Annotated in this window: 21 protein-coding genes; 11 read left to right on the top strand and 10 right to left on the bottom strand. The window is 66.2% G+C overall.

Annotated elements, in window-relative coordinates; all coding sequences use genetic code 11:
- The first annotated feature begins 4 nt into the window (after window positions 1-4).
- From mtnP to T8S45_RS08265, 3 genes are read left to right on the top strand one after another with little or no spacing between them, the layout of a single operon-like run.
- Window positions 5-874 carry an S-methyl-5'-thioadenosine phosphorylase gene (gene mtnP, locus T8S45_RS08275; protein WP_322293396.1) on the top strand — a complete coding sequence of 290 codons (870 nt, stop codon included), beginning with the start codon at window positions 5-7 and terminating at the stop codon, window positions 872-874.
- Window positions 871-1,506: a maleylacetoacetate isomerase gene (gene maiA / locus T8S45_RS08270; protein WP_322293395.1), complete on the top strand. Its 636-nt coding sequence runs from the start codon at window positions 871-873 to the stop codon at window positions 1,504-1,506. Before mtnP ends, maiA begins: the two co-directional genes overlap by 4 nt.
- A 1-nt stretch (window position 1,507) precedes the next feature.
- The gene (locus T8S45_RS08265; RefSeq protein WP_322293394.1) at window positions 1,508-1,939 is read left to right on the top strand and encodes a MarR family winged helix-turn-helix transcriptional regulator; all 432 of its coding nucleotides are present in this window, start codon (window positions 1,508-1,510) and stop codon (window positions 1,937-1,939) included.
- Here the strand turns inward: T8S45_RS08265 and T8S45_RS08260 are convergent.
- From T8S45_RS08260 to T8S45_RS08230, 7 genes are all read right to left on the bottom strand, one after another.
- Window positions 1,936-2,940, bottom strand: coding sequence for a type II secretion system F family protein (locus T8S45_RS08260; protein WP_322293393.1), 1,005 nt, complete (start codon window positions 2,938-2,940; stop codon window positions 1,936-1,938). The two genes, T8S45_RS08265 and T8S45_RS08260, sit on opposite strands and share 4 nt — an antisense overlap.
- Window positions 2,941-2,958: 18 nt before the next feature.
- Window positions 2,959-3,924, bottom strand: a complete 966-nt coding sequence (locus T8S45_RS08255) for a type II secretion system F family protein (protein WP_188642430.1) — start codon at window positions 3,922-3,924, stop codon at window positions 2,959-2,961.
- A 75-nt stretch (window positions 3,925-3,999) separates the two neighbouring features.
- Window positions 4,000-5,277, bottom strand: a complete 1,278-nt coding sequence (locus T8S45_RS08250; RefSeq protein WP_322293392.1) for a CpaE/TadZ family protein — start codon at window positions 5,275-5,277, stop codon at window positions 4,000-4,002.
- A 1-nt stretch (window position 5,278) separates the two neighbouring features.
- Window positions 5,279-5,926 carry a CpaD family pilus assembly protein gene (locus T8S45_RS08245; RefSeq protein WP_322293391.1) on the bottom strand — a complete coding sequence of 216 codons (648 nt, stop codon included), beginning with the start codon at window positions 5,924-5,926 and terminating at the stop codon, window positions 5,279-5,281.
- 14 nt (window positions 5,927-5,940) lie between these two features.
- The gene (locus T8S45_RS08240; RefSeq protein WP_188642427.1) at window positions 5,941-7,476 is read right to left on the bottom strand and encodes a type II and III secretion system protein family protein; all 1,536 of its coding nucleotides are present in this window, start codon (window positions 7,474-7,476) and stop codon (window positions 5,941-5,943) included.
- Window positions 7,477-7,515: 39 nt separating this feature from the next.
- Window positions 7,516-8,553 carry a Flp pilus assembly protein CpaB gene (cpaB, locus tag T8S45_RS08235; protein WP_188642426.1) on the bottom strand — a complete coding sequence of 346 codons (1,038 nt, stop codon included), beginning with the start codon at window positions 8,551-8,553 and terminating at the stop codon, window positions 7,516-7,518.
- Window positions 8,554-8,648: 95 nt separating this feature from the next.
- Window positions 8,649-9,191, bottom strand: coding sequence for an A24 family peptidase (locus T8S45_RS08230; RefSeq protein ID WP_322293390.1), 543 nt, complete (start codon window positions 9,189-9,191; stop codon window positions 8,649-8,651).
- 92 nt (window positions 9,192-9,283) lie between these two features.
- Here T8S45_RS08230 and T8S45_RS08225 point away from each other — a divergent pair, with 92 nt between their 5' ends.
- Entirely contained in the window at window positions 9,284-10,243 is a 960-nt protein-coding gene (locus T8S45_RS08225; RefSeq protein ID WP_322293389.1) for an alpha/beta fold hydrolase, read from the top strand.
- Window positions 10,240-11,358, top strand: a complete 1,119-nt coding sequence (locus T8S45_RS08220) for an NAD(P)/FAD-dependent oxidoreductase (RefSeq protein ID WP_322293388.1) — start codon at window positions 10,240-10,242, stop codon at window positions 11,356-11,358. The genes T8S45_RS08225 and T8S45_RS08220 overlap by 4 nt, the downstream gene beginning before the upstream one ends.
- Here T8S45_RS08220 and rnhA read toward each other — a convergent pair.
- Genes rnhA through ispH form a run of 3 tightly spaced genes read right to left on the bottom strand, consistent with a single transcriptional unit; the run spans window position 11,355 to window position 13,747 of the window.
- Entirely contained in the window at window positions 11,355-11,801 is a 447-nt protein-coding gene (rnhA, locus tag T8S45_RS08215; protein WP_188642422.1) for a ribonuclease HI, read from the bottom strand. The genes T8S45_RS08220 and rnhA overlap by 4 nt on opposite strands.
- Entirely contained in the window at window positions 11,798-12,769 is a 972-nt protein-coding gene (locus T8S45_RS08210; protein WP_322293387.1) for a homoserine kinase, read from the bottom strand. The genes rnhA and T8S45_RS08210 overlap by 4 nt, the downstream gene beginning before the upstream one ends.
- A 9-nt stretch (window positions 12,770-12,778) precedes the next feature.
- On the bottom strand, window positions 12,779-13,747 hold the full coding sequence (gene ispH, locus T8S45_RS08205; RefSeq protein WP_322293386.1) for a 4-hydroxy-3-methylbut-2-enyl diphosphate reductase: 969 nt from the start codon (window positions 13,745-13,747) through the stop codon (window positions 12,779-12,781).
- Window positions 13,748-13,827: 80 nt separating this feature from the next.
- Between ispH and T8S45_RS08200 the strand changes: the two genes are divergently transcribed.
- From T8S45_RS08200 to scpB, 6 genes are all read left to right on the top strand, one after another.
- Window positions 13,828-14,475: a hypothetical protein gene (locus T8S45_RS08200; RefSeq protein WP_322293385.1), complete on the top strand. Its 648-nt coding sequence runs from the start codon at window positions 13,828-13,830 to the stop codon at window positions 14,473-14,475.
- 70 nt (window positions 14,476-14,545) lie between these two features.
- Window positions 14,546-16,294 carry an arginine--tRNA ligase gene (gene argS, locus T8S45_RS08195; protein WP_322293384.1) on the top strand — a complete coding sequence of 583 codons (1,749 nt, stop codon included), beginning with the start codon at window positions 14,546-14,548 and terminating at the stop codon, window positions 16,292-16,294.
- Between the two features lie 12 nt (window positions 16,295-16,306).
- On the top strand, window positions 16,307-16,945 hold the full coding sequence (locus T8S45_RS08190) for an SPOR domain-containing protein (protein ID WP_322293383.1): 639 nt from the start codon (window positions 16,307-16,309) through the stop codon (window positions 16,943-16,945).
- Window positions 16,946-17,042: 97 nt separating this feature from the next.
- The gene (gene nagZ, locus T8S45_RS08185) at window positions 17,043-18,065 is read left to right on the top strand and encodes a beta-N-acetylhexosaminidase (RefSeq protein ID WP_322293382.1); all 1,023 of its coding nucleotides are present in this window, start codon (window positions 17,043-17,045) and stop codon (window positions 18,063-18,065) included.
- Window positions 18,066-18,070: 5 nt separating this feature from the next.
- Window positions 18,071-18,886, top strand: coding sequence for a segregation and condensation protein A (locus T8S45_RS08180; protein WP_407654933.1), 816 nt, complete (start codon window positions 18,071-18,073; stop codon window positions 18,884-18,886).
- Window positions 18,883-19,515 carry an SMC-Scp complex subunit ScpB gene (gene scpB, locus T8S45_RS08175; RefSeq protein WP_188642414.1) on the top strand — a complete coding sequence of 211 codons (633 nt, stop codon included), beginning with the start codon at window positions 18,883-18,885 and terminating at the stop codon, window positions 19,513-19,515. The genes T8S45_RS08180 and scpB overlap by 4 nt, the downstream gene beginning before the upstream one ends.
- The last annotated feature ends 38 nt before the right edge of the window (window positions 19,516-19,553 follow it).

The following is a 19,553-nucleotide window of genomic DNA, read 5'->3' as shown; positions in this document are numbered from 1 at the left end:
TCGCGTGAGCGACGAGTGGATTATCGGGATTATCGGCGGGTCGGGCCTGAGCGAGGGCCTCGCGCTCGAGGAGGCGCAGGAAATCGAGATCAGGTCGCCATTCGGCGAGCCGTCCGGCCCGGTGACGCTCGGCCGCATCGGCCATGTCCGCGTCGCATTCCTCGCCCGCCACGGCAAGGGGCACCGGGTCCCGCCGAGCCAGGTCAATTACCGCGCCAATATCGACGTGCTCAAGCGCGCTCGCGTCACCGACGTGCTCGCCTTATCGGCGATCGGCTCGCTGCGCGAGGAGATCGAGCCCGGCCAGTTCGTCGCGGTCGACCAGTTCATCGACCGCACCACGAGCCGCGAGAACAGCTTTTTCGGGCCGGGCTGCGTCGCGCATGTCAGCCTCGCCGATCCGGTTTGTCCACGCCTGGCGAAGCACGCGGGCGACGCGGCCAAGGCGGCAGGAGCTGCCCTTCATCGCGGCGGGACCTATGTCGCGATCGACGGCCCGCAATTCTCGACCCGCGCCGAAAGCCGGCTCTATCGCGCATGGGCGGGCGACGTGATCGGGATGACCGGGATGCCCGAAGCCCGGCTCGCTCGCGAGGCCGAGCTGCCCTATGCCATGCTTGGCATGGTCACCGACTACGACAGCTTCCGCGACGACCAGGAGGGCGTCGACATCACCGACGTGCTCAAGGTCATGCAGGCGAATTCGAAAACCGCCGCGAAGACGGTGGCGGAACTGTGTCGCGCGCTGCCTGAAAAGCGTGAGCCGGTGCCGATCGACACAGCTCTCGAACACGCCATCATCACCGCCCGAGACATCCGCGACAGCGAGCTGGTGGCGAAACTCGATGCGGTCGCGGGAAGGGTGCTGAAATGACCAAGCCGATCCTCTACGATTACTGGCGCAGTTCGGCTTCGTACCGGGTGCGTATCGCGCTCGGCCTCAAGGGCGTCGACTACGAATCGCGCGAGGTGAACCTCGTCGAGGGCGCGCAATCGGGCGATGACAATCGCGCGCGCAACGCGCAGGGTTTCGTCCCGACGCTGGCGATCGACGGGCACGAACTGACCCAGAGCCTCGCGATCATCGACTATCTCGATGCAACCCGGCCGGAGCCGCCGCTGGTGCCTTCGGATCCGGTGGCGCGGTCGCGCGCACTGGCGCGGGCGCTGGTGGTGGCGGCCGATATCCATCCGCTCGATAATTTGCGCGTGCTCAAATATCTGAAGAACGAGCTTGGCCACGATCAGGACGCGGTCGACCGCTGGTACCGCCACTGGATCCACGAGGGCTTTGCGGCGCTTGAGGCGCTGGCGCCCGATAGCGGCTATCTGGGCGGCGATGCGCCCGACCTGTCGGACATCTGCCTGGTGCCGCAAATGTACAATGCGCGCCGGTTCGAGACCGACCTGTCGGCCTATCCCAAGCTGGTGCGGATCGATGCCGCGCTGAACGAGCTGCCTGCCTTTGCCGCGGCTACGCCCGAAGCGGTCAAGCCGAAGGACTGACATGTCGCGGCTCGCCCGGTTCCTGCCCTACAAGCTCTCGATCGCGTCGAACGCGGTCAGCGACCGGATCGCGCAGGAATACCAGTCGCGCTTCGGGCTCAAGATCCCCGAATGGCGGATCATGGCGGTGCTCGGCGACAGCGGAGCGCTGACCCCGCGCGAGATCGGCCGGGCGACGCTGATGGACAAGGTCGCGGTCAGCCGCGCCTGCCGCACGCTCGAGGGCCGCGAGCTGGCGGCGCGCGAACCGCATTCGAGCGACGGGCGCAGCCATGTTCTCGGCCTTACCGCGACAGGGCGCGAGGTGTTCGAGGAGATCATGGAGCACGCACTGGAGATCGAGGAACGCCTGTTCGACGTGCTAGAGCCCGACGAACGCGAAACGTTCGCCGGGCTCCTTGACCGGGTCTACGACAGGGCGCGCGAGGATTAGCCGTTAACGCCGCCGTCGCCGAGCGTGTCGGAGATCGAACAGGCCGCCGGGCCCAGGATCACGATGAACAGCACCGGGAGGATGAACATGATCAGCGGGATCGTCATGATCGCGGGTAGGCGCGCGGCCTTCTCTTCGGCGCGCATCATGCGTTCGTTGCGGAACTCCGCCGACAGTACGCGCAGTGCCGAGGCGAGCGGCGTACCGTAGCGTTCGGTCTGCACCATCGTCGTCACCACGCCCTTCACGGCATCGAGGTCGACACGATAGGCGAGATTGTCGAACGCCTGCTTGCGCTCGTTGAGGAAGGAGAGCTCGATCGCGGTCAGTGCGAATTCGTCACCCAGTTCGGGATAGGCGCGGCCCAGTTCCTTGGCGACGCGGTTGAACGCGGCGTCGACGGTCAGGCCGGCCTCGGCGCAGATCACCAGCAGGTCGAGCGCGTCGGGGAGGCCCTTGCGGATCGCGTCGGTGCGCTTGTTGATCTTGTTCTTGATGAACATCTCCGGGCCCTTGTAGCCCGCGCCCACGGCCGCTGCGAAAGCCATCAGGCGCTTCAAGCCGCCCCAATCGGGGAAGTAGTTGGCGACGTAGATGAGCAGGAACGCGCTGCCGCCCAACACGATCGGCAGGATCATGCGCGCGAAGATGACATAGACCGCGAGGTCCTTGTTGCGGATACCGGCCTGGGCGAGCTTCTGCACGACCTCGTCGACCTGCTCCTTCTGGAGCACCTTCAGCGATTTGAGCGTGTCGCGGACCTTGTCGACCTTCTCGTCCTTGCTGACGAGGCTCTTGCGCTTTTTCGCGGTCTGCGTGACCATCCCGGTCTTGAGCTCGTTGCGTCGGGCGTTGAGCGCTGCGACGCGCTTTGCCATCGGGTCCTTCACGGTGACCGCAGCGTAGATCGCGAGCACGACCGCGAGCACCGCGATTGCGACGAGGATCGTCCCGATCATGATGACGTCGAAGCCGAGGAGGGTGGGGCCGGTGGTTTCCATATGCGTCTCGCGTCCCGCTCAGATCTCGAAGCTGACCATCTTGGCCATGATGAAGGCGCCGATGCTCATCCAGACCAGTCCGCCCAGGCCGGCCACGATCAGCCGGTCCTCGGTGAAGAAGCCGCCGATATATTCGGGGCTGATCCAGTACATCATCCCGAACACGATGAAGGGCAGCGCGCCGACGATATAGGCCGAGGCCTTCGATTCGGAGCTCATCGCCTTGATCTTGAGCTTCATCTGCGCGCGCTTGCGGAGCACGTCGGACAGGTTCGAAAGCGTTTCGGCGAGGTTGCCCCCGGTCTCGCGCTGGATTGCCAGCGTGATGCAGAAGAAGCTGAACTCCGGCGTGTTGAGCCGATCGGCCGTTTCCTGGAGCGCGTCTTCCATCGGCGTGCCGATCTTGATGCGTTCGACCACCGTCTTGAATTCTTCACCAACCGGCCCGGGCACTTCCTGAGCGACGACGGCGAGCGTTTCGGTGACCGGCAGGCCCGAACGCAGGCCGCGTACGAGTAGCTCGATCCCGTCGGGGAATTTCGAGTTGAATTGGGCAGCGCGCTTCTTGATCGCGCGGCTCACCACCATGTGCGGGATGCCGAACCCGGCCAGCGCGCCGATCGCGAGCGAAAGAGGCAGGGCACCGGAGCGCAGGAAGACGATCGCCGCGACCACCAGCCCGATGCCGAGCGAGGCATAGAGATATTGTGACAGCGTCCACTTCTTGCCGGTCCGCTGGAGCCGCAGGTCGAGAGCCTCGATACGGCTGCCCGATCCGGCGATCCGGTGAGCTTTCGGACGGCGAGCGGCGACGGCCTTTTTGAGCTGCGCCTCGACCTTGTCCTTGGTGTTCGCCGAATGGCGGTAACGCACCTGCGCCAGTCGCCGCTGGGTGGCCTTGGAGGGTGCCGGTCCGGACAGGGCCGAATAGGCGAGCACCAACAGCGCGAACAATCCGCTAGCGATCAATACGGTCTGTAGCACTGGGCGAAACCCCCTTGGTTTGGCGCGGGCCGGTGGCGGGGCGCGGGTCCGCCGCCACCGGGAAAATCATGGTGTTCAGGCGCTTTCGGGCGCCTTTTCCTTCTTTGCGAGCAGACCTTTGAGGTCGAACTTGCCGAGCAGCGAGCCCTTGGCTCCCGGTGCTTCGGTCGCGGGCTCCGCCTCGGGATCGCCGACCTTGATGATCTGCGCCGCGATATCCTTGATCCCGCTCGACATTTTATGCGAGCGGTTGGCTTCGATGAAGGGCTGGCCGAGCTTTGCCGCAGTAACGGCGGCCTTGGCATCATAAGGCAGCACTACATCGACGCCGCACTCGATCGAGGCCTCGAATTCGGACTTCGAAATCTCCGCATTCGGCTGCGCCTTGTTGGCGACGACGATCGGCTGGACCTGCGCAGCATTGGTCTTGAGCCAGGACAGGATGCGGATCGCATCGCGCGCGCCGGCCAGGGTGAATTCGGTGGCGAGCACCATCACGTTCACGTCCGACAGCAGATGCGGGAAGTTGATCAGCATGTTTCGCGGCATGTCGATGACGGTCATCTCGAACGACTGGCGGAATTCCTCCTCCAGCTGCACGAAGGCGGCGCCATCGGTCATCAGCGGATGCGCGATCGGTGCTTCGGCCGAGAGGATCGCGAGGTTGTCGTTCGCGCGGATCATCGCGCGTTCGAGGAACAGCCCATCGATCCGGCCCGGATTGTCGATCGCATCGGTCAGGCCGCGGCCCGGCTCGAGATCGAGCGCAAGCGCACCGGTCCCGAAATGCACGTCGAGATCGAGCAGCGCGGTCGGCAGCGACTTGTCCTGCGAGAAATGCCACGCGAGGCTGGTCGCGAGCGTCGAGGCACCTACGCCGCCGCGCGTGCCGACGATGGCGGTCGAGATATGGCGCTTCGCCACCTCTCCTTCGCCGGCCTTGGGGGCGGAGAACACCGCCTGCGCCTCGGCCAGCGCATCGCGCACCTGGCCCGAGGAAAGCGGCTTGAGGAGGTAGTCGTGAATCCCGCTGGCGAGCAAGTCGCGATAGAGGCGAACGTCGTTCACCTGGCCGATCGCGATCACCACCGTGCCGGGCTCGCAGACCTCGGCGAGCGCGTTGATGTCGTTCAGCGGATCGCCGCATTCCGAGAGGTCGACGATCAGGATGTTCGGGCTGGCCGAGACGGCGAGCGACTGGACCGCGTTACGCAGCCCGCCCTTGTTGCACTTCTCGGGCTGCCAGCCCATTTCGACCACCACCGGCCGCAAGACGTCGAGCGTCGTGTCGTCGCAGATATAGGCGGCGAAGCTGTCGCGGTTGCCCTGACCTGCCTTCCATGGCGCGTTCATCTCAGTTTCCTCCGGTGGTGTCGGTTTCTTCAAGTCCGCCTTCGCCGGTCGGCGCGGCGGCGCGATAGGATTCTATCGCCTTGGTCGAGGTCGCCTCCGAAGAACCGCCCTGCGCCTGCTGGCCGCGGATCAGGTCTTCCGGGTTGGCGACCATCGAAGCGAGATTGCCGTTCACGGCGCATCCGTAATTCGGGTAGGTTGCGTTGACGTCGTTGAGATCCGACTGGGCGGACCAGTTGGGGCAGCCCGGAACCTCGGCGCGCGAGCGGGCGACGACCACGCGCACTGCGCCCGGTCCGACCACGCCTTCGGTGACCGGCGCGGTATCCTCGATGATCATGCCGTAGCGCGAGGCGATCGCCTGCACGGCGTCGCGGGTCGCCTGGCTGGCCGACGAATCGTCGATCGCGATGCGGTCACCATAGCCAAGCTCCATCGCCGCGAACCAATCGGCGAGGCGCCGCTGTTCGGGGATCGACAGGCCTTCGGCTCCGGCCGACAGGTCCATCGTGTAATTGGTACGGGTGACGACCGGCTGGTTCGGGCTTTCGAGCCCGCGCCATTCGGGAGTGCCGCCGCAACCGGCGGTAAGCAGGCCGAGCGACAGCGCGAAGGCGGCCGAAGCGCGTTGGATAATCGTGCGTTTCATTTCTCGGTCCTCTCTCACTCGAAGCTGAAGCCGGGCGCGGCGGTATCTTCTTCGCGGCCCTGTGCGATCGGCGGCGCGCCGCTATCGACAGACGGGGCAGCGCCTTGCGTCGAGGCGCGCGGGACGGGGCGCTGGGCGCCCGACACCCCGTCGTTTTCCTTGTTCTGGATCAGCCGCTGGAACTCGCTCGGGCTGCGGAAGCCGTCGGTCGGCAGCGCGATGCGGTTGGCATCGACCGGCTTGACCAGGTACGGCGTGACCACGATCACGAGCTCGGTTTCGCCACGACGATAGGTCGAGGAGCGGAACAGGTTGCCGAGGATCGGGACGTCGCCGAGACCCGGTGCCTTCTCGATCGAGTTCTGCGACTGGTTGCTCAGTAGGCCGGCGATCATGAAGCTCTGGCCCGAGCCCAGCTCGACCGTCGTCTCGGCGCGGCGGGTGATGAGCGCGGGAACCTGAAAGCCATTGAGCGTGATCGCACCCTGGCTCGAAAGTTCGGACACTTCGGGCCGGACGCGGATCGAGATGCGACCATTGGCGAGCACGGTCGGCGTGTAGGCCAGGCTTACGCCGTAGTTCTTGTACTCGATCGTCGTCGTTCCGAGCCCCTGGTTCAGCGGGATCGGGAATTCGCCACCGGCGAGGAAATTGGCGGTCTCGCCCGACAGCGCGGTAAGATTCGGATTCGACAGCGTGGTCACCAGGCCTTGCGTTTCGGCAAGGTCGAGCGCCGCACCGAGGTCGAGCCCGAGGAATTCGCCGACCAGACCGAGCGTGGTGCCCGATCCGCCGCCGGGGATGCTGGTTCCCGGGAGGTCCTCGACCTCGCCGGTGATCGGGTTGAACACGCGATCGGTCACTTCGACGCCGGTGCCGAGCGAACGGCCCGGGGCGAGAACCGAGGCGGCCGTGCCCTGGGTAACGCCGAATTGGAAGCCGCTGGTCGAATCGATCGATGCGAGGTTGACCCCGATCGCGCGGACGAAGCTGCGGCTGACTTCGGCGATGCGGACCTGCAGGTTGACCTGCAGCGGGGTCGCCATGCGCAGGCGGCTGATCACCTGTGTTTCCTCGCCCACGAACGCCTGGACGAGGCTTTTGGCCTCGGCCGCATCCTCGGGCGCACCGACGGTGCCGGTGAGCAGGATGGTGCTCGCATTGATCGTCGCTACCGAAACCTTGGCATCGGGCATGGCGAGCGCCATCATCTGGTCGATGCTGTCGATGTTTGAGCCCACGCGGATGGTGGCCGAATAGATGATCTGGCCCGAGGCGTCGGAAGCGTAGATCGTCGTTTCGCCGCCGGCCTTGCCGAAGACGTAGAGCTGGCGGTCGGACTTGATCTGCACGTCGGCGATCTTGTCGTCGGCGATGAAGACATCGGCCATGCGACCGCCGACATCGACGAGCTGCCCGCTGCCGATCGACAGCGTAAGCTGGCTTTCGGGAGCGACGACGCCCTGGGCGATGACGGGGGCCGTCGGTGCGGTCAGCGTGGCGCCCCCCAGCGCCGCACCGAGCAATACAGTTTTCAGGCTACGTTTCATGGACTTGGCCTTTGTTTTTATTGTCTGCGGTACGGCGGCTTACTTGCCGGCCTCTTCGACGGTTACCTTGTCGGCGCGGCGGACGGTCACGGTCGGACCGACGATCCGGGGCTTGCCGAGACCTTCGGGTGCGGGACCGGTGAAGCTCGGGCCGCGCGGACCGGACGGACCGGGCATCCCTTCGACGGGCGGGCCACCCGAACGCTGGGCGGGAACGGTGCGGCGCTGGAAGCGCGACACGTCGCCGCCGGTAACGAAGGTCGATTCACCGTCTTGCGGGCTCGTCATCGCGGCGCGGATGATGCGTTTCTCCTCGTCGGCGCTGGCGCCTTCGGGGATCACGACTTCGCCGCTGGCGATGGCGCGTTCGAGTTCGCCGGCATTGTCGGCGATCGAGCGAAGCGAGATCGAAAGCGTGCCGATTTCCTTGGCGACGGCGATCTTTTCCGCAATCTTCGGCGTCACTTCGAGCGTCACGTAGGTGAAGCCGGTGACGACGGTCTGGCCCTCTTCGGTCTGCGCGTCGCGCATCTTGTCGGTCGCGAGGACGCGCAGGTTGCGCAGAATGGTTTCGGAGGCCTTGAGCGCCTGGCCGTCGCCCGACACTTCCTGGGTGAGCACGAGGTCGATGCGGTCGCCGGGGAAGACGAAGCCGGAGACGCCGGTCTGGTCGTTCACCTGGACCGTCACCGCGCGCATGCCCGGGCCGAGCGCCGCGGCGAGGAAGCCGCGATCGCCGGGGCTGACGAGCGCACCTTGGGTGACCGGTTGGCCGGCGGTGACCGGGAAGCGGACGACGGTGCCGATCAGCTTCGAAACGTCGGTCTCGCCGTCGAGGAAATAAGCGTCCTGCACCATGTCGGCAGGCCAGAGCTGGAAGTTCAGCGCATCTGCGGTGATGATCGTCCCGACCGGGAGCGTGCGCTGGGCGACCAGTACGCGCGGTCCTTGCGGCTGGACGGCGGAGGCCTGCGCCTCGGGCGCGGCTGCGCCTGCAAACAGGCTGCGCGCCATCAACGCCGTGCCGATCGCGATCACCAGCGCGCCGATCAGCAAAACGAGTTTCTTCCTATCCATGGCGTAACGCCCCCTTTGGAATTCCGACTTCGGGTATCGTGCGTCTTATCAGGGTGAACTGGTTAAAATCCGGTTCACGGCGCTGGCCGGAAGCCTCAGGAAAAGACCGGGTATTTGCTGAAGAGGATCCACAAGCCCGCAAGCGCGACGGCGATCCCGTAGGGGATCAGGATCTTGGGGCCCTTGACGGGATTGCCGCCACCGATCGTTCCGACCGTCGGGTCGTCGGCGAGTTCATCGCCGCTGCGCAAGTGCTTTCGCCGAATGATATGGAGCCCGCCGAAGACCAGCGTCACCACGCCGCCGAACAGCGCGACGAAGACGAAATATTCGAGAAAGACCATGGGCGGGAACCACAGGGCAATCCCGGTCATCAGCTTGGTGTCGCCGGCAGCCATCGCGCCGATCGCGAAGAGCAATGCGCCGAACAGGAATATCCCGACTGCGAGCGCGACCTGGATCGCCATGCCCGGCCAGGGATCGAATCCCGCCGCCCACCACCATGCGGGGGCCGCGAGGACGATCGGGAACGTGTTCCAGTTGTAGATCTTGCGGCGGGTGAGGTCGGTGGCGATCGCGACGACGAGTGCGATTGCCAGCCCCATCAGCAATGCGTAGGAAATCGTCTCTTTGTCCATGATGCCCTGCGGGTCCCGTCTCTGTCTGGCGACGGTCCTAGGGCGTAGCGGTTACCATCCGGTAACCACGATTCGAAGGATCGCACACTTCCATGACCGCCACCGCGATCGATCGCCGCGCCATCCCGCCGGGAGTCACCGAGACCTATTGGGAGGCGGCTGACGGACATCGGATCCGCCGGATCGACTGGACCGTGCCCGAAGGCGAGGCCGCGCGGGGCTCGATCCTGTTCTTCCCCGGTCGCGGCGACCATTACGAGAAATACATCGAATCGATGGCCGAATGGCATGCGGCGGGCTGGAACGTGACCGGTGCCGACTGGCGCGGCCAGGCCGGCTCGGGCCGGCTCGGCGAAGACGCGCTGACCGGCCACATCTCCGATTTCGGGGTCTGGGTCTCCGATCTCGCCGCGCTGTGGCAGGACTGGAGCGCCGAGCGGCCCGGTCCGCACGTGCTTGCGGGCCACTCGATGGGCGGGCACCTCGTGCTGCGCGCCTTGGTCGAGCACCGGGTCGATCCCGACGCAGCCTTTCTCGTCGCCCCGATGCTCGGCTTCCGCGGTCCGCCGGTGCCGTTCGGCTTCGCGCATGGCGTGGCGAAGGCGATGAGCAGCATCGGCGATCCGGCGCGACCGGCATGGAAATGGAGCGAGAAACCGGGAGAGATCCCGCGCGACCGGATGAAACTGCTGACCCATGACGCGGAGCGCTACGAGGACGAGATCTGGTGGCGCGACGCGCGGCCCGAGCTCAAGATGGGACCGGGTAGCTGGGGCTGGGTCGAACGCGGCTACGCCTCGGTGCGCGAAATTTTTGCGCCCGGGGCGCTCGAGGCGGTCGAAACGCCGGTACTGTTGATCAACGTGACCGAGGACAAGCTGGTCGATCCGAAGGCGACCGCGCGCGCGGCCGAGCGCCTGCCGCATGCCACCCTCGCCAATTTCGGACCGGAGGCGCGACACGAGATCCTGCGCGAGGTCGATGCAGTTCGCGACCGCGCACAGGTGACCATCCTTGCCTTTCTCGACCAGAGCACCCCCGAACCCAAGTGAGCGTCCATTACGACATCGCGATTGTCGGGGCGGGTATGGCCGGGGCCTCGCTGGCGGCCGAATGCGCCGGGTACGCCAAGGTGGTCGTACTCGAGGGCGAGGACACGCCCGGATATCACACGACCGGGCGTTCGGCGGCGTTCTGGGAGCAGACCTATGGCGGGCCGGGGGTTGTGCCGCTGACGCTGGCCTCGGGGGATTTCCTCCGCGAGCATGGGTTCCTGACGCGGCGGGGCGGGCTCTACCTTGCGCGCGAGGCCGACGCGCCGATCCTCGAAGCCTTTCTCGATCGCTATGCCGGGAGCGGGGTGGAAATCGCGCGCTACAACCGCGCCGACCTGCTCGGCGTCCATCCCGATCTCGATCCGCGCTGGACTTGCGGCCTGTACCTGCCCGACTGCGCCGATATCGACGTGGCCGGGCTGCACCAGCACTACATTTCGCAGATGCGGCAGGGCGGGGTGGAGCTCCAGTTACGCTGGCGGGTCGAATCCATCGCACGTGACGACGATCGCTGGGTGCTCGGCGATTCGCGCGGCCGACGGGTCACCGCGACCCGGATCGTCGATGCAGCGGGATCGTGGGCGGACGGCGTAGCCCGCATGGCGGGCGCGCGGGCGCTGGGGATCACCCCGTTTCGCCGCACGGTGGCACAGTTGCGGACCGACCCGGCACCACGACCCGACCTGCCGCTCACGCTCGACATCAACGGGCGGTTCTATTTCAAGCCCGAAGCCGGACGCTTGTGGCTCTCGCCGCATGACGAGGAGCCTTCCGAGCCGTGCGACGCCGCGCCCGAGGAAGCCGCGATCGCCCATGCCATCGACCGGTTCGCCCACGTTCTCGGATGGAAGGTCGAGGCGGTCGAGCGCAAATGGGCCGGACTGCGCAGCTTCGCACCCGATCGCCTCCCGGTGTTCGGCTACGACGAGGACGCGCCGGGCTTTTTCTGGTGTGCCGGGCAGGGCGGGACGGGGATCCAGACCGCGCCCGCTGCGGCGCGCCTCTGCGCGCAATTGCTGCTCGACCTGCCGCGCGATGCGATGACGGAGGGGCTCGATGCCGCACTCTATGCGCCGGACCGGTTCGGCCGGTCGCGCAATCGCGGAAGTTAACGCTCTCCGCGCGCGATCGCGATTGCCGCGTCGCTGGCGAGCTGGTCCGCCCGCTCGTTGTCCTCGTGACCGTCATGTCCCCGGACCCAATGCCAGGTCACGTCGTGGCGTGCGGCCGCCCGCTCGAGTTCCTGCCACAGTTCGGCATTGGCCACCGGCTTTTTCGCAGCGGTACGCCAGCCGTTCTTCTTCCAGCCGAAGATCCACTTGGTGATCCCGTCGCGCACATAGGTGCTGTCGGTGTGAAGGTCGACCTTGCAAGGCCGTGTGAGCGCTTCGAGAGCCCGGATCGCGGCGGTCATTTCCATCCGGTTGTTGGTCGTTTCGAGCTCGCCGCCCGACAGTTCCTTTTCGCGGCCGCCCATGCGGAGCAATGCGCCCCAGCCGCCGGGACCGGGATTGCCCTTGCACGCACCGTCGGTGAAGATTTCTACCCTGCTCATGGAGCGAAGGCTCTAGCGCCCCGATCGCCTGAATAGAAGCGCAGTCTCTGTGCAAATTCAGCGGGATGCTTCGCGGTGACGCTCGCCCCCTCCGGCGGTGAGATCCAGTCGCGCAGACGGGTGGCGAGGATCCGCAGGCAGGCCACGCGGGCGAGCAGCGGGAGTGCGGCGCGCTCCCCGGACGAGAGCGCTCGCGATCGTGCATATGCATCGAGCAATGCTGCCGAAACATCCTCGCGAAAGACCGAATCGCCCGGGGTGAAACACCATGCTGCATGGGTCATTGCGAGGTCGTAGGCGAACGGCGCAGTGCAGGAAAAATAGAAGTCGATCGCGCCCGACAGGCGCGGGCCGGCGAACAGCACGTTGTCTGGGAACAGGTCGCAATGGACCGCGCCGGCCGGCAGTCCTTGTGGCCAGTCGTCGAGTGCTTCCGAGAAGGCGGAGGCGAGGTCCGCAGCGAGCCCCGGAACGGCCGTTTCGATCGCGAGCGGGTCCAGCCTGCGCACGATCGCTGCCATATCGGGGAGGCCCATCGGATTGGACCGGCGCGGTGTGAAATCGGCCGCATCGAGGTGCATGCGGGCGAGGAGCTCGCCCATCTGGCCCGCCTGCCGCGAATCGGGTGCCACCGCGACGGTGCCCGGCAGGAAAGGCGAAAGAAGTGCGGGCTTGCCGGCGAGCGTTCCCCACAGCGAACCGTCCGACCGGCCGAGCGGCGCGGCCAGCGGCAGGCCTTTCGCATCGAGATGGCGCTGGAAGGCGAAAACGAAATCGAGTTCGGAGCGCGCGATCGGCGGTTCGATGACCGTCAGGACCAAAGCGGGGCTCGAAATGCCGAAATCGAGGCACCAATTGCTGTTGCTGACCCCACCCTCGAGCGGAGTGCGCGTCGCATCGGAGGACAAGCCGTATGCCTGCAGGAATGCGGCGAGTTCGTCTTCGTCGAGCGCGGTGAAAACCGCCATGGCGCCGGCTCAGTCGACGAGCTGACGCGGCAGCTTGAACACCATCCGCTCGTCGATCGTGCGTACCTGGCGCTCGTCCAGCGTGCGGAATTCGCCGAGCCGGGCGATGACCTCTCGAACGAGAATCTCGGGTGCAGATGCGCCCGCCGTCACACCAACGGTCCCGACGCCCGCCAGCCAGCTTTCCTCGATCTCGCTCGCGCGCTGGATCAACCTGGCATCGGTGCCGAGCCGGTCGGCGACCTCGACCAGCCGGAGCGAGTTGGAGGAATTGGGCGCGCCGATAACCAGCATGAGGTCGCAGCTCTCCGCAATCTGCTTGACCGCGGCCTGGCGGTTCGAGGTCGCGTAGCAGATGTCCTCGGCCTTGGGCGCGATGATGCCCGGGAACTTCTCCTGCAGCGCGGCGATGATATCGGCGGTGTCATCGACCGACAGGGTCGTCTGGGTGAGGAAGGCGAGTTCGCGTTCGGCTGGGAAGTCGAGCCGGGCCACGTCCTCGACCGTCTCGACCAGCGTCATGTCGCCCTTCGGCACCTGGCCGAACGTCCCGATCACCTCGGGATGGCCGGCATGGCCGATGAAGAGGATATGGCGCCCCTTTTCGACCTGCCGTTCGGCTTGGCGATGAACCTTGCTCACCAGCGGGCAGGTCGCGTCGAGATAATCGAGCCCGCGTTCCTCGGCCTTGGCCGGCACGGCCTTCGGCACGCCGTGTGCGCTAAACACCACCGGCACGCCGTCCGGCACTTCGTCGAGCTCTTCGACGAACACCGCGCCCTTCTCCTTCAGCGCGTCGACCACGTAGCGATTGTGCACGATTTCGTGCCGGACATAGACCGGCGCACCGTATTTCTCGATCGCGCGCTCGACGATCTCGATTGCCCGGTCGACGCCGGCGCAGAAACCGCGCGGGGCGGCGACCAGGACGGTCAGCGCGTCGCGGCGCACGTCTGTGGCTTGCAAGGGAGCATTCATGGACGCGCATCTAGCGCTTTGTCGTCCGCCTCGCTAGGGCGGGTGCGAACACGAGACAAAATTCGGGACCAGGTCCAACCATGAATCTCCGCTTTGCCAGTTTTGCCGCCCTTGTCGCCGCCAGCCTCGCGGGCTGTGCCAACGAAGGCGATATCGTCGTCAACCAAGGGGTCGGCATCACCGCGGTGCGCAGCACCTGCCCGGCGGTCGGGATTCCCGACTACACCGGCGACGTGACGACCTTCAGCGCGCCGAACAACTATTCCGCCGCCGCGCTCGACGTGTCGGCCAGCATGACCAACCTGCGCTTCGAATGCGCCGAAAGCGCGGATGAGATCTACGCCACCGCCAGTTTCGACGTGCTCGCCCGGCGTACCGACACGCGCGGTGCGCGGCAGGTCACGCTGCCCTATTTCGTGACCGTGCTGCGCGGCGGCAGCGCGATCGTTTCGAAGAAGGTCGGCAGCGTCACGGTGAACTTCGCCGACGGCCAGGACCGCGCGCGTGCCACTGGCACCGCCGCCGCCTATATCGATCGCGCCGAAGCGACCCTGCCCGAGGATATCCGCGAGCAGATCACGCGTCGCCGTCGCCCCGGCGATCCCGATGCGGCGGTCGATCCGCTGACCCGCCCGGAAGTGCGCGCCGCGGTTGCGCGGGCTAGCTTCGAGATGCTGGTGGGGTTCCAGCTGACCGAGGACCAGCTGCGCTACAACGCCACGCGCTGATTCCGGGAGCGGTCCCGCAGGGGCGCGTGATTCGTTGCGCTCTGTGGCGGATTTGCTAAGCGCTGGCGCCATGTCGAAAGCCACCAAGACCATTCACGCGGCAATGGCCGCGCATGTTTCCGCTGCGCTCGATGCGCTCCAGGCCGCCGGGACGCTTCCGGAAGGGATCGAGCGCGGCAACGTTACCGTCGAGCCGACCCGCGATCCGGCGCATGGCGATCTCGCCACCAATGCTGCGATGGTGCTGGCCAAGCCGGCGAAGACCAATCCGCGCGCGCTGGCCGAGTCGTTGGCCGAGGAATTGCGCAAGGTCGACGCGATCGATTCGGTCGAAATCGCCGGGCCGGGCTTCATCAACCTCCGGCTGTCCGACAACGCGTGGCGCGACGAACTGCGCGCGATCGCGGCACTGGGCGAGACCTATGGCCGCTCGACCGTGGGTGAGGGCACGCGGGTCAATGTCGAATACGTCTCCGCCAACCCCACGGGGCCGATGCATATGGGCCATTGCCGCGGTGCGGTGGTGGGCGATGCGCTGGCGGGCTTGCTCGAATTCGCCGGGCACTACGTCACCCGCGAATATTACGTCAACGATGCCGGAAGCCAGGTCGATACGCTCGCGCGCTCGGCGCACCTGCGGTATCGCGAGGCGCACGGCCAGGATATCGGCGACATTCCGGAAGGCTACTATCCGGGCGAATACCTGAAGCCCGTCGGCGAGGCGGCGAGGGACCGTTTCGGCGATACGTATCTCGAGGCCACCGAGAGCGAATGGCTACCGGTGTTTCGAGGCTTTGCGGTCGAACGGATGATCGAGCTGATCAAGGCCGATCTCGCGTTGCTCGGGATCGAGCACGACCTGTTCGCCTCGGAAGCCGAGTTGCAGGCGGCCGGCAAGCCAGAAGCGGCCGAAGCGTGGCTGCGCGAGCACGATCTCGTCTATGACGGTGAGCTCGAAGCGCCCAAGGGCAAAACGCTCGACGATTGGGAGCCGGTAGAACTGCCCTTGTTCCGCGCGACCAGGTTCGGCGACGACCAGGATCGCCCGATCAGGAAGAGCGACGGCAGCTGGACCTATTTCGGTGCCGATCTCGCCTATCACTTCCAGAAGGCCGAGAATGCCGATGCGCTGATCGATATCTGGGGGGCCGACCATTCGGGTACGGTCAAGCGGATCAAGGCCGCGGTCGCCGCGCTGACCGAGGGCTCGGGCCGCAACGTCCCGTTCGACGTCAAGCTCGTGCAGATGGTCCAGCTCCTGCGCGACGGCGAGCCGGTCAAGATGTCGAAGCGCTCGGGCCAATTCGTCACGCTCGCCGACGTGGTGCGCGAAGTGGGCAAGGACGTGGTGCGTTTCACCATGCTCACCCGCAAGCCCGACGCGCAGATGGAATTCGACTTCGCCAAGGTGGTCGAGGCCTCGAAGGACAATCCCGTCTTCTACGTGCAATATGCCCATGCCCGGATCGCATCGACGCTGCGCAAGGCGACCGCGGCGGGCGTCGCGCCGAGCGCCGATGCGCTCGACCGGCTGGGCGAGGAAGAACTGGCGCTGGTCAAGGTCGCGGCACAGTTCCCGCGGATCGTCGAGAGCGCGGCCGCCGCGCGCGAACCGCACCGCATCGCCTTCTACCTGCAGGACCTCGCCGCGGCCTTCCATGCCTTCTGGAACCTCGGCAACGACCGGCCCGAAATGCGCATCCTCGTCGAGGACGATGCGGAAATCACCTCCGCGAGGCTTTTCCTCGCCGAACGGATCGGGCAGGTTGTCCGGAACGGTCTCGCCATCCTCGGCGTCGAGGCCGTCGACGAACTTTAGGGACCTGCGGCCATGTCCGACGCGGCATACGGAAACGACGATCGCCTCGCGCTCGAGGAAGAGCGCAGCCTGCCCTGGCTCGAAAGCGGGCTCGAGGAAGAGGATGAAGACGCCTTCGATACGCGTCGGATCGTGATCATCAGCGTGATCGCGCTCGCCGCCATGGTCGCGATAGTCGGGGCAATCTGGTTCCTGTACGGCAATTCCGGCGACCCGGCCGAAACCGCGTCCGGCGAAGTGATCGCCGCGCCGGATGGTCCCTACAAGATCGCGCCCGAAGATCGCGGCGGACGCGAATTCGACCGCACCGGTGACAGTGCGCCGACCGCTGCCGAGGGGCAGACGCGGCAGGCGCAGCTAGCAGGTGGCAGCGAAGCCGACACTCCTACAGCGCCGGCGGAGAGTCAGGCACCGGCGTCCGGCGTTGGTGTGCAGGTCGGTGCCTATCGCAGCCGCAACCGCGCCGAACAGGCGTGGGCGGAATTATCCGCCAGCGGCCCGCTGCAAGGCCGCAATTATCGGATCGAGGAAGCGCGCGCCGATATCGGCACCGTGTTCCGGCTCCAGGCGCTCGCCCCGAATGCGTCGCAAGCGAACGCGCTGTGCGGCGAATTGCGTTCGGTGGGTATCGACTGCCAGGTCCGCGATTGAGTGCACAGTTCGGCGTCGACTCGACCGGACTCTCTTTCCACACTTCCCGTCGCTCTCGCGCTTGCGCTGAACCGCGCGACAGGCGCACATTTCCGCGATGACGCCCGCGATCCTCAGCTTTGCCGGAACCGCGCTCTCTGCCGAGGAGCGCGCCTTTTTCCGTGATTGCGATCCGGCGGGCTACATCCTGTTTGGGCGCAATATCGAGAGCCGCGAGCAATTGCGCGCACTGACCGACGATTTGCGCGCGATCCAGGGGCGCGAGAAGCTGTTTATCTGCATCGACCAGGAAGGCGGCCGCGTTGCGCGGATGAAGCCGCCGGTCTGGCCAGCCTTTCCGCCGGGCGAGCGGTTCGACAGGCTCTACGATATCGCTCCCGCCACCGCGATCGAGGCGGCGCGGGTCAATGCCACGGCGTTGGGGCTCGAACTCGCCGAAGCCGGTATCACCGTCGATTGCCATCCCTCGCTCGACGTACGGGTGGACGGGGCGCACGATGTTATCGGCGATCGAGCACTGGGCCGCGATCCGATGCGCGTCGCCGCGCTGGGGCGCGCGATCCTCGACGGGTTCGCATCGGCGGGGGTCGCTGGCTGCATCAAGCACATGCCCGGCCATGGCCGCTCGATGGCCGATTCGCACAAGGAACTCCCGCGGGTCGAGGCATCGGCCGAAGAGCTCGAACACGATCTCGCGCCGTTCCGGGCGCTGGCTGACTACCCGATCGGGATGACCTGCCACCTGGTGTTCGAGGCGTGGGACCCCGAGCACCCCGCGACGCAATCGCCGACCGTGGTCAACGACATCATACGCGGTGAGATCGGCTTCGACGGCCTGCTGCTGACTGACGATATCGATATGCAGGCGCTCGAGGGTACGATCCCCGAACGTTCCGAAAAGGCGCTCGCCGCCGGGTGCGACCTGGTACTCAATTGCTGGGGCCGCATGGACGACATGCGCGGGATTGCCGAACGCTGCGGGGCGCTCTCGGACCAGGGTATGCAGCGCCTCGACCGGGCGCTCGAGGCGACCGATCTCGCGCGCGGAGACCTCGCTCAGCGCGAAGACCTTATCGCCAAGCGCGATGCCTTGCTGAATGCCGCCGAGGTCGCCGCATGACCGATATGCTCGATGGCCTGACGCTCGAACCGTTCGAGGGCGAGGAAGAGGAGTGGGACGGCGTCGCTACCGGTCCGACGCCTGACGACGCGCTCTATCTCGAACTCGACGGGTGGGAGGGGCCGCTCGATCTCCTGCTCGACCTTGCGCGGCGGCAAAAGGTCGACCTGCGCAACATCTCGATCCTCGCGCTGGTCGAGCAATATCTCGATTATATCGATCGTGCGGGTGCGTTGCGGCTCGAATTGGCGGCCGATTACCTCGTGATGGCGGCGTGGCTCGCCTACCTAAAATCGGCGCTGCTGCTGCCCAAGGAAGAGCAGGACGAACCGAGCGCAGAAGAGCTCGCCTTGCGGCTGCAATTGCGACTCCAGCGGCTCGCGGCGATGCGCGATGCCGCGGCGCGCCTGATGGGCGGCGACCGGATCGGGCGCGACGTGTTCGTGCGCGGAGCGCCCGAAGGATTGCGGATCGACAGGAAGCACAAGTGGAAATGCGATCACTTCGCGCTCGTCCAGGCTTATGGACAGGTGAAGGCGCGCACTGCGCCGGCGATCCACATGGTGCGCGAGCGGATGGTGATGACGCTCGACAGCGCGTTGTCGCGCGTGTCCTCGATGCTGGGTGTCAGCGTCAAATGGATGGAAATCCGCGATTTCCTGCCCGATCACGCCAACCCGCAATTGCGCAAGTCGGCGCTCGCTTCGAGCTTCGTCGCTGCGCTTGAGCTCGCGCGGATGGGCAAGGCGGAAATCGAGCAGGAAGATATTTTCGGCCCGCTGCGCCTGCGGGCCATGCCCAATGCGAAGAACGCCGCATGAGCGCCCCCGACGAGTTGGTGCGGGCGGTCGAGGCAACGCTCTTCGCAAGCGAGGAGCCGATGACCTGGCAGGACATCTCGACGCATCTCGGCGATGCCGACGTCAAGCCGGCGCTGGCCGAACTGCAGGCGCATTATGCCAAACGCGGGGTGCGGCTGGTCGAGCGCGGCAAGAAGTGGTTCTTCCAGACTGCCCCCGATCTCGCGCACCTGCTGCGGCGCGAAAAAGAGCAGATCCGGCGCCTGTCGCGCGCCGCGACAGAAGTCCTCGCGATCATCGCCTATCACGAACCGGTCACGCGGGCCGAAATCGAATCGATTCGCGGGGTTCAGACCAGCGGCGGCACGCTCGACGTGTTGATGGAGGCAGGCTGGGTACGGATGGGCCCGCGTCGAGAAGTGCCCGGTCGACCGCTCACCTATCTCACCACCCCCGAATTCCTCGCCCATTTCGGGCTCGAATCGCGCCGCGACCTGCCGGGGATAGAGGATCTGCGCGCCGCCGGGCTGCTGGATCCGGTCGATGCGGCGATGGAAGCGCTCGATTTTGAGGGCGGAGACGAGACCGCCGAGGACGACGGCGACGACGGTGAATTCGCGCGAACCGATACGGACGCGGCTGGCGAATAGCTGGCCGAACGCCTATATCGGGCTTCGAACCAACAAGG

Source organism: Pseudoblastomonas marina (genome assembly GCF_034374265.1).
GTDB lineage: Bacteria > Pseudomonadota > Alphaproteobacteria > Sphingomonadales > Sphingomonadaceae > Alteriqipengyuania_A > Alteriqipengyuania_A marina.
The sequence above is the reverse complement of the archived record's forward strand: the minus strand, read 5'-3'. Positions and strand labels throughout refer to the sequence as shown.

What these genes read in the sequence shown, in the direction of transcription:
- maiA (WP_322293395.1), top strand. Translation starts at nt 871, where the DNA reads ATGACCAAGCCGATCCTCTACGATTACTGGCGCAGTTCGGCTTCGTAC.
- T8S45_RS08265 (WP_322293394.1), top strand. Translation starts at nt 1,508, where the DNA reads ATGTCGCGGCTCGCCCGGTTCCTGCCCTACAAGCTCTCGATCGCGTCG.
- T8S45_RS08260 (WP_322293393.1), bottom strand. Translation starts at nt 2,940, where the DNA reads ATGGAAACCACCGGCCCCACCCTCCTCGGCTTCGACGTCATCATGATC.
- T8S45_RS08250 (WP_322293392.1), bottom strand. Translation starts at nt 5,277, where the DNA reads ATGAACGCGCCATGGAAGGCAGGTCAGGGCAACCGCGACAGCTTCGCC.
- T8S45_RS08245 (WP_322293391.1), bottom strand. Translation starts at nt 5,926, where the DNA reads ATGAAACGCACGATTATCCAACGCGCTTCGGCCGCCTTCGCGCTGTCG.
- T8S45_RS08240 (WP_188642427.1), bottom strand. Translation starts at nt 7,476, where the DNA reads ATGAAACGTAGCCTGAAAACTGTATTGCTCGGTGCGGCGCTGGGGGGC.
- cpaB (WP_188642426.1), bottom strand. Translation starts at nt 8,553, where the DNA reads ATGGATAGGAAGAAACTCGTTTTGCTGATCGGCGCGCTGGTGATCGCG.
- T8S45_RS08230 (WP_322293390.1), bottom strand. Translation starts at nt 9,191, where the DNA reads ATGGACAAAGAGACGATTTCCTACGCATTGCTGATGGGGCTGGCAATC.
- T8S45_RS08225 (WP_322293389.1), top strand. Translation starts at nt 9,284, where the DNA reads ATGACCGCCACCGCGATCGATCGCCGCGCCATCCCGCCGGGAGTCACC.
- rnhA (WP_188642422.1), bottom strand. Translation starts at nt 11,801, where the DNA reads ATGAGCAGGGTAGAAATCTTCACCGACGGTGCGTGCAAGGGCAATCCC.
- T8S45_RS08210 (WP_322293387.1), bottom strand. Translation starts at nt 12,769, where the DNA reads ATGGCGGTTTTCACCGCGCTCGACGAAGACGAACTCGCCGCATTCCTG.
- ispH (WP_322293386.1), bottom strand. Translation starts at nt 13,747, where the DNA reads ATGAATGCTCCCTTGCAAGCCACAGACGTGCGCCGCGACGCGCTGACC.
- T8S45_RS08200 (WP_322293385.1), top strand. Translation starts at nt 13,828, where the DNA reads ATGAATCTCCGCTTTGCCAGTTTTGCCGCCCTTGTCGCCGCCAGCCTC.
- argS (WP_322293384.1), top strand. Translation starts at nt 14,546, where the DNA reads ATGTCGAAAGCCACCAAGACCATTCACGCGGCAATGGCCGCGCATGTT.
- T8S45_RS08190 (WP_322293383.1), top strand. Translation starts at nt 16,307, where the DNA reads ATGTCCGACGCGGCATACGGAAACGACGATCGCCTCGCGCTCGAGGAA.
- nagZ (WP_322293382.1), top strand. Translation starts at nt 17,043, where the DNA reads ATGACGCCCGCGATCCTCAGCTTTGCCGGAACCGCGCTCTCTGCCGAG.
- T8S45_RS08180 (WP_407654933.1), top strand. Translation starts at nt 18,071, where the DNA reads ATGCTCGATGGCCTGACGCTCGAACCGTTCGAGGGCGAGGAAGAGGAG.
- scpB (WP_188642414.1), top strand. Translation starts at nt 18,883, where the DNA reads ATGAGCGCCCCCGACGAGTTGGTGCGGGCGGTCGAGGCAACGCTCTTC.